Source organism: Streptomyces sp. NPDC088197, from assembly GCF_044741185.1.
GTDB lineage: Bacteria > Actinomycetota > Actinomycetes > Streptomycetales > Streptomycetaceae > Actinacidiphila.
On sequence record NZ_JBIUSD010000006.1, the window covers coordinates 91,305 to 103,709 of the forward strand.

At 73.8% G+C, this 12,405-nt stretch carries 2 protein-coding genes; both read left to right on the forward strand.

Annotation, left to right across the window (positions count from 1 at the left end; all coding sequences use genetic code 11):
- Positions 1–56 precede the first annotated feature (56 nt).
- Positions 57–5,684 carry a type I polyketide synthase gene (locus tag ACIOC1_RS16775; RefSeq protein ID WP_401854977.1) on the forward strand — a complete coding sequence of 1,876 codons (5,628 nt, stop codon included), beginning with the start codon at positions 57–59 and terminating at the stop codon, positions 5,682–5,684.
- A 60-nt stretch (positions 5,685–5,744) separates the two neighbouring features.
- Positions 5,745–12,383, forward strand: coding sequence for an SDR family NAD(P)-dependent oxidoreductase (locus tag ACIOC1_RS16780; protein ID WP_401854980.1), 6,639 nt, complete (start codon positions 5,745–5,747; stop codon positions 12,381–12,383).
- The last annotated feature ends 22 nt before the right edge of the window (positions 12,384–12,405 follow it).

Sequence of the window (12,405 nt, forward strand, 5' to 3'; positions counted from 1 at the left end):
CGCTCGTTCTCTGGAAACCCCGCCCGCAGGTCCCCACGATCCCCGGAGTGCACGCGATGACGAACCAGGCCCCGTCCACCGACGAGAAGAAGCTCCGCGACTACCTCAACAAGGTCATGACCGACCTGAGGCGCACGCAGCGGCGGCTCCGGACGGTCGAGGCGCAGAGCCACGAACCCGTCGCGGTCATCGGCATGGCCTGCCGCTATCCCGGCGGTGTCACCTCCCCCGAGGACCTGTGGGACCTCGTCGCGGGGGAGGGGGACGCGATGACCGGCTTCCCCGGTGACCGCGGCTGGGAGACCGACGACCTGAGGCTGTTCGACCCCGAGGGCGTCGAACTCGCCTGCGAGGGCGGCTTCGTGGACGGCGCGGCCGACTTCGACGCCGAGCTGTTCGGCATCTCGCCGCGCGAGGCGCTGGCCATGGACCCGCAGCAGCGGCTGGTCCTGGAGTCCGCGTACGAGGCGTTCGAGCGGGCCGGTATCGCGCCCGCCGACCTGCGCGGCAGCCGTACCGGCGTGTTCGTCGGCGCGTCCTACACCGGGTACGGCGCCGATGTCGCGCGGATACCCGAGGGCCTTGAGGGCTACACGATGACCGGGTCGGCCAACAGCGTGGTCTCCGGCCGTGTGTCCTACGCCTTCGGCCTGGAGGGCCCGGCGCTGACGGTGGACACCGCGTGCTCGTCGTCGTTGGTCGCCCTGCACCTGGCCGTGCGGTCGCTGCGCGACGGCGAGTCCGAACTCGCCCTGGCCGGGGGCGCGATGGTGATGCCGAGCCCGATGGAGTTCATCGAGTTCAGCCGCCAGCAGATGCTCGCGCCCAACGCCCGGTGCAAGGCGTTCGCCGCCGCCGCGGACGGCACCAGCTTCTCCGAGGGCGCGGGCCTGGTGCTGCTGGAGCGGCTGTCGGACGCCCGGCGCAACGGCCACCGCGTGCTGGCCGTGGTCCGCGGCACCGCGGTCAACCAGGACGGCGCGAGCAACGGCCTGACCGCCCCCAACGGCCCCTCGCAGCGCCGGGTGATCGAGGCCGCGCTCGCCGACGCCCGGCTGACCGGTGACGAGGTGGACGCGGTCGAGGCGCACGGTACGGGTACGACGCTCGGCGACCCGATCGAGGCGCAGGCACTGCTCGCCACCTACGGCAAGGACCGCCCCGCCGACCGGCCGCTGTGGCTCGGTTCGGTCAAGTCGAACATCGGGCACGCGCAGGCCGCCGCGGGTGTCGCGGGTGTGATCAAGATGGTGCAGGCCATGCGGTACGGACTGCTCCCGCGCACCCTGCACGTGGACGCGCCGACCCCCCAGGTCGACTGGTCCAGCGGTACCGTCGAGCTGCTGACCGAGGCCAGGCAGTGGCCGACCGCCGATGACCGGCCGCGCCGCGCGGGCGTCTCCGCCTTCGGCATCAGCGGCACCAACGCGCATGTCGTCCTGGAAGCCGCCACCGACTTCGCCGAGCCCGACGAGGCCGAATCCGCGGTGGACGAAGGCCCGTTGGGCCCGCTGAACGCCGTCCCGTGGCCCGTGTCGGGCCGGTCCGCCGCCGCCCTGCGCGCACAGGCCCGCCGACTGAGCGGATACGCGGGCGACTCCGACGCCCCGGACTTCGCCTCCATCGGCCGGGCGCTCGCCCTCACCCGCGCCGAGCACGAGCACCGCGCCGTCACCGTCGCCACCGACACCAAGTCGGCGCTCAGCGCGCTCGGTTCGCTGTCGGAGGGCGTCCCGGCGCCGGGTCTGGTGTCCGGTGTGGTGCGTCCGGGCTCCGGCCGGGTGGTTTTCGTCTTTCCCGGTCAGGGGTCGCAGTGGTCGGGGATGGCTACGGAGTTGCTTGCTTCGTCTCCGGTGTTCGCGGAGCGGTTGGCGGAGTGTGACGCGGCGCTACGTCCTCACGTCGGCTCGTCGGTGGTGGAGGCGATCCGCGACGGCGCTCTGGATGATGTGGTCGTTGTTCAGGGGGCGTTGTGGGCGGTGATGGTGTCGCTCGCCGAGGTGTGGCGTGCTGCCGGTGTCGAGCCGGGTGCGGTGATCGGTCACAGCCAGGGTGAGATTGCCGCCGCGTGCGTCGCGGGTGCTCTTTCCGTGGAGGACGCGGCGAAGGTCGTGGCGCTGCGGGCGAAGGCCATTCGCGGGACTTTGTCGGGCAACGGTGGGATGGTGTCGGTCGCGTTGCCCGCGCAGGACGTACGGGAGCTGATCGCGCGCTGGGACGGCCGGATCGGTGTGGCTTCGGTCAACGGGCCTTCGTCCACGGTGGTCTCGGGCGAGCCGGAGACGCTGGACGACGTTCTCGCCGCATGCGAGGCCGGGGGCGTACGGGCGCGTCGTATCGATGTCGACTACGCCTCGCACTCGGCACAGGTCGACGCCATCCGTGACGAGGTCGTCCAGGCCCTGTCAGGCATCGAGCCGCGATCGTCGCAGGTGCCGTTCTACTCCACGGTCACCGGTGCCAAGCTCGACACCACCGCGCTCGATGCGGCGTATTGGGTGACCAACCTCCGCCAGGAGGTCCGTTTCGACGAGACCGTCCGGGCTCTGCTCTCCGACGGCTTCGGGTACTTCATCGAGTCCAGCCCCCACCCGGTTCTCGCAGTCGGTCTCGCGGAGACCTTCGAGGACGCGGCATCGGACGCCGTCGCCCTGGGCACCCTCCGCCGCGAAGAGGGCGGCCAGGAACGCTTCCTGACCTCCCTCGCCGAAGGCTGGGTACGCGGCCTGCCCGTCGACTGGCGGTCCGTCTTCGCCGGAACCCCGGCCCACCCCGTGGACCTGCCGACCTACGCCTTCCAGCACCAGCGCTACTGGCTGGAGGGTGACGCCGCGCGCGCCGGGGACCCGAGCGGGCTCGGGCAGGAGTCCGTCGATCACCCGCTGCTGTCGGCCGCGGTCCGCGTCGCCGACGAGGACCGGATCGTGCTGACGGGCCGCCTCTCGCTGCGCACCCACCCGTGGCTGGCCGACCACAGTCTGCACGACCGTCCCGTGCTGCCCGGCGCTGTCTTCGCTGAACTCGCCCTCTACGCGGGCGAGATGGCGGGCTGCGGCCGGATCGAGACGCTGGAGCTGACCGTGCCGCTCGCGCTGCGGGGAAAGGCCGCGGTGCACGTCCAGGTGTCCGTCGGCGCGCCCGACGAGGACGGTGGCCGCCCGCTGGCCGTGCACGCCCGCGCCGAGGACGCCGAGCCGGACGCGCCGTGGGTCAGGCACGCCACCGGCGTCCTCGTACCCGAGGAACCGGACGCGTCCGGCCCGGCCGACGAACTCGAAGGCTCCGTCTGGCCGCCCAGCGGCGCGCAGCCCGTCAGCCTCGCCTACTTCCACCGCCGGATGGCCGACCTGGGCCAGGTGTACGGCCCGGCGTTCGAGGGCCTGCGCAAGCTGTGGCGGGTCGGCCGCGAGTACTACGCCGAGATCCGGCTGCCCGAGGAACACGCCCGCGACGCGGCGCGGTTCTGCCTTCACCCGGCTCTGCTGGACGCGGCACTGCAACCCGCCCTGGTCAACCGGAACCAGAACGCTCAGTGGACGCGGTGGTCCGGCTTCTCGCTGCGCGCCGCCGGGGCGACCGCGCTCCGCGCCCACCTGCGTCCGACCGGCCAGCCCGACGAGTTCACCGCGACGTTCACCGATCCCGACGGCGGCCCGGTCGCCGTCCTGGACGCCGGGCTGCCGCAGCCGGTGACCGCCGACGAGGTGAACCACTCGGCCGCCGGCCGGCCGGACAGCCTCCACCGCGTGGAGTGGGCGCCGGTTCCCGTCTCCGGCCAGAGCGCCGACTGGCTGCTGCTCGGCCCGGTCGACGACCGGCTCACCGAAGCCCTGGAGGAGTCCGGGGCGTACCCGCAGGCGTACGACGATCTCGGCGCGCTCACCGAAGCTCTCGACGCGGGGCTTCCCGCGCCCGAACTCGTCGCCGTCAGCCACGGGTTCGCTCCGCACGAGCGGGACGACGCCTCGGCCGCCCGTGCCGCCACCGTCGACCTCCTCGCCACGGTCCAGAGCTGGCTCGCCGAGGACCGGCTGGCACCGTCCCGGCTGGTCGTCTTCACCCGGCACGCGGTCGCCGCCCGCGCCGAGGACCGGATCGGCGACCTCGTCGGCGCCGCGCTGTGGGGTCTGATCCGTTCGGCGCAGGCCGCGCACCCCGGCCGGTTCGTCCTGGTCGATGTGGACGACGACCCGGGCTCGCTGGCGCTCTTCCCCACCTCCGTACCCGCCGCTGTCGGCTCCGGCGAACCCCAACTCGCCCTGCGCGCGGGCACGGTCATGGTGCCCCGGCTCGCCCGTGCCACGTCGTCGGCGGCAGGCGGCACCCCGTGGCGGCCCGACGGCACCGTCCTGATCACCGGCGGCACCGGCGCCCTCGGCGGCCTGATCGCTCGTCACTTGGTCCAGCGGCACGGCGTACGTCATCTGCTGCTGGTCGGCCGCCGTGGCGAAGAGGCCCCCGGTGCGGCCGAATTGCGGGATGAGTTGACCGGGTCGGGTGCAGCGACCGTCACCGTCGCCGCGTGCGACGCCGCGGACCGCGACGCGCTCGCCGCCCTTCTCGCGGCCGTCCCCGAGGAACACCCGCTGACCGCCGTCCTGCACTGCGCGGGCGTGCTGTCCGACGCCTCGCTGGAACGGCTCACCGCGCAGGACATCGACCGGGTCTTCGCGCCCAAGGCCGCCGCCGCTCTCCATCTGCACGATCTGACGCGCGACGCCGACCTGTCCGCGTTCGTGCTGTTCTCCTCCGCCTCCGGCGTCCTCGGCAGCATCGCCCAGGCCAACTACGCCGCCGCGAACGCCTTCGTCGACGCCCTCGCCCGGCAGCGCCGCGACCTCGGGCTGCCGGGTCAGTCACTCGCCTGGGGCCTGTGGGCGCAGAGCAGCGCGATGGGCGCCGACGCCGACGCGGCCAAGGTCGCGCGGGCCGGGGTCCTGCCGCTGTCCGCGCGCCAGGGCACCGACCTGTTCGACGCGGCCGTCACCGATGGCGAGAGCCTGCTCGTCCCCATCCGGCTCGACACCGACGCGCTGCGCGTACGGGCCGCGTCCGGCACGCTCCCCGACCTCCTGCGCGGCCTCGTCCAGGCCGTCGCACCGGCCAGGCGCAAGGTGGAGGCACCGCGCGCGGAGACCGCGGCGGCCGACTGGTCGGCCCGGCTCGCCGGGCTGTCGCAGGCCGAACAACTGCACAGGCTGGAGGAGTTGATCCGCGGCCACGTCGCCTCGGTGCTCGGCCACGGCTCACCCGAGGCCATCGAGACCGACCGGGCCTTCAAGGAGCTGGGCTTCGACTCCCTGACCGCGCTGGAGCTGCGCAACCGGCTCCAGGCGTCCATCGGTGTCCAGTTGCCCGCCAGCATCGCCTTCGACCACCCGACCATGACCGCCGCGGCCCGCTTCATCCGCGGCCAACTCGCCCCGGGCGAAGCCGCCGAGACCGTCCCGGCCCTCGCCGAACTGGACCGCCTGGAATCGGTGCTGCTGGACCTGCCGGCCGCCGACGACGAGCTGCGGCGGAAGGTCACCGCGCGGCTGCACGCCCTGGCCTCCAAATTGCAGGACGCGCAGGACCCCGGCGCCGCCCGGTCCGCCGGCAACGCCGCCGACGACCTCGATCTCGAAGCGGCCACCGATTCCGAACTGCTCGCCATGCTCGACGACGAACTCGACACCCCGTGACGGCGCCCACCGTACGGCTGTGACCTCACCGAACCCGAACACGAATAGGTGTGACTCCTGATGGACACCACGGTCAGCAGCGCCGGCGCCGGCCAGGTCGGCGAGGACAAGCTCCGCGAGTACCTCAAGCGCGCCACCGCCGACCTGCGCAAGGCGCGGCGCCGGGTCCGCGAGCTGGAGGACCCGCAGCCCATCGCGATCGTGGCGATGGCCTGCCGCTACCCGGGCGGCGTCGAAACCCCCGACGACCTGTGGCAGTTGGTCGCCGAGGACGGCGACGCCATCACCCCGTTCCCCGTCAACCGCGGCTGGGACCTGGACAGCCTCTACGACGCCGACCCCGACGCCGAGGGCAAGAACTACGTGCGCGAGGGCGGATTCCTGCACGACGCGGACCAGTTCGACGCCGACTTCTTCAGCGTCAACGCCCGCGAGGCCCTGATCATGGACCCGCAGCAGCGGCTCATGCTGGAGATCTCCTGGGAGGTGCTGGAGCGCGCGGGCATCGACCCGCTGTCCGTCAAGGGCAGCCGCGGCGGGGTGTTCGTCGGCGCCGCCACCGTCGACTACGTCACCGGCAACCACAAGGTGCCCGAGGGCCTTGAGGGCTACATCGGGGTCGGCTCCTTCGCCAGCGTCGTCTCCGGTCGCGTCTCCTACAGCCTCGGCCTGGAGGGCCCCGCGCTCACCGTCGACACCGCGTGCTCGTCGTCACTGGTCGCGATGCACCTGGCGGTGCAGGCGCTGCGGTCGGGAGAGTGCTCCTTCGCCCTCGCCGGCGGTGTCGCGGTGATGCCGACACCGCAGGGCTTCATCGCCTTCAGCAGGCAGCGCGCCCTCGCGCCCGACGGCCGCTGCAAGTCCTTCGCCGGGGCGGCCGACGGCTTCGGCCCGTCCGAGGGCGCGGGGGTGCTGCTGCTGGAGCGGCTGTCGGACGCGCGGCGCCAGGGCCACCACGTGCTCGCCGTGCTCCGCGGCTCCGCCCTCAACCAGGACGGCGCCAGCAACGGGCTCACCGCCCCCAACGGCCCGTCCCAGGAGCGCGTCATCCGCGACGCCCTCGCCGACGCACGCCTGTCCGCCGACCAAGTGGACGCGGTCGAGGCCCACGGCACGGGCACCCGGCTCGGCGACCCCATCGAGGCCCAGGCCCTGCTCGCGACCTACGGGCGGAACCGCGCCGACAGCGACACCCTCAAGCTCGGCTCCATCAAGTCCAACATCGGCCACACCGCCCACGCGGCGGGCGTGGCGGGCGTCATCAAGATGGTCCAGGCGATGCGCAACGGACTGCTGCCGCGCACCCTCCACGTCGACGAGCCGTCCCCCTTCATCGACTGGTCCGGCGGCGGAGTCGAACTTCTCACCGAACCACTCGAATGGAAGCGCGCCGACCGGCCGCGCCGGGCCGCCGTGTCCTCCTTCGGGATCAGCGGGACGAACGCGCACGTGATCCTGGAGGAGCCGGAGGACGACGGTGCGCAGGCCGTTGCGGAACCCGAAGTCGGCCCGGACAGGAGCCCGTTGGGGCCGCTGACGGTCGTCCCGTGGCTCGTGTCCGGGCGGTCGGCGGACGCGCTGCGCGGCCAGGCCGAACGGCTCGCGCACCACGTCGGCGACAGCTCCCGCCCGGCCGACGTCGGGCTGTCGCTCGCCACGTCACGGGCCGCCCTGGAGCACCGCGGCGTGGCGCTCGCCACGGAGGCGCACCAGGCGCGGGGCCTGCTGGGGTCTGTCGCGGAGGGTGTCGCGGCCTCGGGCGTGGTGTCCGGTGTGGTGCGTCCGGGCTCCGGCCGGGTGGTTTTCGTCTTCCCTGGTCAGGGGTCGCAGTGGGCGGGGATGGCTACGGAGTTGCTTGCCTCGTCTCCGGTGTTCGCGGCGCGGTTGGCGGAGTGTGACGCGGCGCTGCGTCCTTACGTGGGGTCGTCGGTGGTGGAGGCGATCCGCGAGGGCGTCCTGGATGACGTGGTGGTCGTTCAGGGGGCGTTGTGGGCGGTGATGGTGTCGCTCGCCGAGGTGTGGCGTGCTGCGGGTGTCGAGCCGGGTGCGGTGATCGGTCACAGCCAGGGGGAGATTGCCGCCGCGTGCGTCGCGGGCGCGCTGTCGGTGGAGGACGCGGCGAAGGTCGTGGCATTGCGGGCGAAGGCCATTCGCGGGTCGTTGTCGGGGCGTGGCGGGATGGTCTCCGTCGCCCTCCCGGCGGAAGCGGTGCGGGAGCAGATCGCGCGCTTCGACGGGCGGATATCCGTCGCCTCAGTGAACGGCCCGTCGTCCACGGTCGTCTCCGGTGAGCCGGAGGCGTTGGACGACCTCCTCGCCGGATGCGAGGCCGGGGGCGTACGGGCGCGTCGTATCGATGTCGACTACGCCTCGCACTCGGCACAGGTCGATGCCATACGCGACGAGGTAGTTGAAGTCCTGTCGGGCATCGAGCCCCGGTCGTCGCAGGTGCCGTTCTACTCCACGGTGACCGGCGGCAAGCTCGACACGACCGCGCTGGACGCCGACTACTGGGTGACCAACCTCCGTCAGGAAGTCCGTTTCGACGAGACCGTTCGGGCCCTGCTCTCGGACGGCTTCGGGTACTTCATCGAGTCCAGCCCCCACCCGGTTCTCGCAGTCGGTCTCGCGGAGACCTTCGAGGACGCGGCATCGGACGCCGTCGCCCTGGGCACCCTCCGCCGCGAAGAGGGCGGCCAGGAACGCTTCCTGACCTCCCTCGCCGAAGGCTGGGTACGCGGCCTCCCCGTCGACTGGCGGTCCGTCTTCGCCGCAACCCCCGCCCGCCCCGTGGACCTGCCCACCTACGCCTTCCAGCACCAGCACTACTGGCTCGCCGAGGGCTACAAGAACTCCGGCGACGCCTCCGACCTCGGGCTCGAAGCCGCCGGACACCCCTTGCTGGGCGCCGCGTTGCCGGTCGCGGGCGCGGACCGGCTGCTGCTGACCGGGCGGCTGTCGACCGCCACCCACCCCTGGCTGGCCGACCACCGGGTGGGCGGCCGGCTGCTGCTGCCCGGTACCGCTTTCGTGGAGCTGGCGCTGCACGCCGCCGACCTCGCGGGCTGCGGCACGGTGGCGGAACTGACCCTCGGCAGCCCGCTGGTGCTGCCCGAACGGGGCAACGTCCAGGTGCAGTTGTCCGTCGCCGCGCCCGACGCGCGGGGCCGCCGCGAGTTGGAGGTGCACGCCCGGCCCGAGGGCGGTGAGACCCCCGCGGAGTGGACGCGGCACGCCACCGCCACGCTCGCGCCCGCCGCCGACGCGGCGGACGGCGGTGCCGACGCCGCGCTGGGCGGGACCGCGTGGCCGCCGCCGGGCGCCGTGGCCGCCGACACCGAGGGGATGTACGAGCGGGCGCAGGAGACCGTCTACGCCTTCGGCCCGGCCTTCCAGGGGCTGCGGTCCGCTTGGCGGCTCGGCAACGTCGTCTACGCCGAGGCCGCGCTGCCGGTCGAACTCCACCAGGACGCGGGCAGGTTCGGCGTCCACCCGGCACTGCTGGACGCGGCGCTGCACGCCACCGGCTTCGGCGACTTCCTCGATTCCTCGGCCACCTATCTGCCGTTCGCCTGGCGTGACGTGACGCTGCACGCGGTCGGTGCCGGGGCTGTACGGGTGCGGGTCACGGCGGCCGAGGGGCAGGACAGTCTGCGGCTGACGCTCGCCGACGCGGACGGCGCCCCGGTGCTCTCCGTCGGCTCGCTGGTGATGCGGCCGGTCAGCGCGGCTCAGTTGGACGCGGCGGGTCCGGACGCCGACGCGGACATCAAGGACGCGCTGTTCCAACTCGACTGGCAGCGGCTCCCGTTGGACGCGGGCGCGCCGACCGGCGCGGGCTGGGCCGTACTCGGCGACGACGTCCACGGTCTGCTGCCCGCGCTGCGCGCGGTGGACGCCGTGGCCGAAGTCCGCACCGGCCCAGTCGAATTGGCCGCCGCGATCGCCGAGGGCGCGCCCGCGCCCGGCCTGGCCCTGCTGTCGTTCGGTACGCCGAAGCCCGGCGGCGACCTCGCGGCCACCACCCGTGACGTCGTCACCGACGCGCTCGCCCTGCTCCAGGAGTGGCTGGCCGACGACCGGCTGCGGGGCACCCGCCTGGCGCTGGTGACCCGGCGGGCGGTCGCCGCGGCCGAGGACGAGGACGTCGAGGACCTGGCGCACGCCGCGCTCTGGGGGCTGCTGCGGTCGGCGCAGGCCGAGAACCCGGGCCGGTTCCTGCTGCTCGACCTCGACGGCCGCGACGAGTCCCGGCTGCGCGTCGGCGCCGCCCTCAACAGCGCGATCGCCGCCGACGAGCAGCAGATCGCGCTGCGCGTCGGGGTGGCCACCGTGCCGCGCCTCGCCCCGGCCGACACCACCCGCCTGCTGCGCCCGCCGGCCGGCGCCGCGGCCTGGCGGCTCGACACCACCGCGCCCGGCACCCTGGACGCACTCGCGCTGATTCCGCACCCCGAGGCGCTGGCACCGCTGGAGGAGGGGCAGGTACGCGTATCGGTCCGCGCGGCCGGTGTGAACTTCCGTGACGTGCTGGTGAGCCTCGGCATGGTGCCGGGCCAGGCCCGGCTCGGCAGCGAGGGCGCGGGTCTGATCACCGAGGTCGGGCCCGGCGTTGCCGGGTTGGCCGTCGGAGACCGGGTGATGGGCCTGCTGCACGACCCGTTCGGACCGTACTCGGTCACCGACCAGCGGCTGGTGGCTCGGATACCGCGCGGCCTGTCCTTCGAGCAGGCGGCGGGCGTGCCCGCGGTGTTCCTGACCGCCTGGTTCGGGCTCGCGGACCTCGCGGGCCTCGCCGAGGGACAGCGGCTGCTGGTGCACGCCGCGACCGGCGGCGTCGGCATGGCCGCAGCCCAACTCGCCCGCTACTGGGGCGCGGAGGTCTTCGCCACGGCCAGCGAGGGCAAGTGGGACACGCTCCACCGGATGGGCTTCGAGGAGTCCCGGATCGCCTCCAGCCGCACCCTGGAGTTCGAGGAGAAGTTCCTCGCGGCCACCCACGGGCACGGCATGGACGTCGTACTCAACTCGCTGGCGCAGGAGTTCATCGACGCCTCACTGCGGCTGCTGCCCGAGGGCGGCACATTCCTGGAACTGGGCAAGACCGATCCGCGCGACGCGGACACGGTCGCCGCCGACCACCCCGGGGTGGCGTACCGCCGCTACGACCTGATCGACGCGGGCGCCGACCGGATCGCGGAGATCCTCGGCAAGCTCGTCGCGCTCTTCGAACGCCGTATCCTGCGCCCGCTGCCCGTCCGCACCTGGGACGTGCGCCGCGCGCCCGAGGCGTTCCGGCTGATGAGCCAGGCCAAGCACACCGGCAAGCTGGTGCTGACCGTGCCCAAGCCGCTCGACCCGGACGGCACGGTGCTGGTCACCGGAGGCACCGGCACTCTCGGCTCGATCGCCGCCCGGCACCTGGTCACCGCATGGGGCGTACGGCACCTGCTGCTGACCAGCCGACGCGGTCCCGACGCCCCCGGCGCCGTACAACTGCGCGCGGAACTCCTGGAGTCGGGCGCCGAGAGCGTCACCGTCACCGCGTGCGACGCGGCGGACCGCGACGCGCTCGCCGCCGTACTGAACGCCGTCCCGGCCGACCGCCCGCTGACCGCCGTCGTGCACACCGCCGGTGTCCTGGACGACGGGATGGTCGGCTCGCTGACCTCCGAACAGGTCGACCGGGTGCTGCGGCCCAAGGTGGACGCGGTGGTCAACCTCGCCGACCTGACAAGGGAGTCGGACCTGGCCGAGGTCGTGCTGTACTCGGCGGGCGCCGGTGTGCTCGGCAACCCCGGACAGGCCAACTACGCCGCCGCGAACGCGTTCCTGGACGCGTACGCGCACCATCGCCGCGCCCACGGTCAGCCCGCGCTCTCCCTGGCCTGGGGTTACTGGTCGGAGGTCAGCGAGCTGACCGGACGGCTGGACGAGCAGCAGGTCGCCCGGATGACCGGCTCCGGTGTGCTGCCGATCGACGCCCGGCGCGGCATGGCCCTGCTCGACGCGGCGCGCGGTACGGGCACGGCCCTGGCCGTCCCGACCCGGCTGCACCTGCCGACGCTGCGCGACCAGGCCGGGCAGGCGCCGGTGCCCGGCATGCTGCGCGCACTGGTCGCGGGCGGCAGGCCCGCGGGACGCCGGGCCGCCGCCCGCTCCACCGCCCCGGTGGAAGCGCGCTCGCTCGCCGCGAAACTGGCCGGACGGCCCGCGGCCGAGCAGCGCGAGCACCTGCTCGATCTGGTCCGCTCGCACGCCTCCGCGGTGCTCGGGCTCAGCGGCACCGACCCGGTCGGGCCGTCGCGGGCCTTCAAGGACCTGGGCGTCGACTCGCTCACCGCGGTGGAGCTGCGCAACCGGCTCAACGCCGCGACCGGCCTGACACTCCCCAGCACCCTGGTCTTCGACTGCCCGTCCCCGTCCGCGCTCGCCGCCCGGCTCCACGAAGAGCTGGTGGAGGGCTCCGCCGATGTCGCGGGACCCCCTTCGGCCGACTCCGAGGAGGCCAGGATCCGCGGACTGCTGGCCACCGTCCCCTTCGCCCGGCTCCGCGCCGCCGGCGTCCTGGACACGCTGCTGCGGCTGGCCGACACACCCGACGCGCCCGAGGAACCCGAGGCGCGGGAGGAGCGGCGCGAGGCCATCGCCGACATGGACGTCGACGACCTGGTGCGCGCCGCGCTGGGCGAGCGGTGACGGCGTGCGCCCGGTACGTACG

What these genes read in the sequence shown, in the direction of transcription:
- ACIOC1_RS16780 (WP_401854980.1), top strand. Translation starts at nt 5,745, where the DNA reads ATGGACACCACGGTCAGCAGCGCCGGCGCCGGCCAGGTCGGCGAGGAC.
- ACIOC1_RS16775 (WP_401854977.1), top strand. Translation starts at nt 57, where the DNA reads ATGACGAACCAGGCCCCGTCCACCGACGAGAAGAAGCTCCGCGACTAC.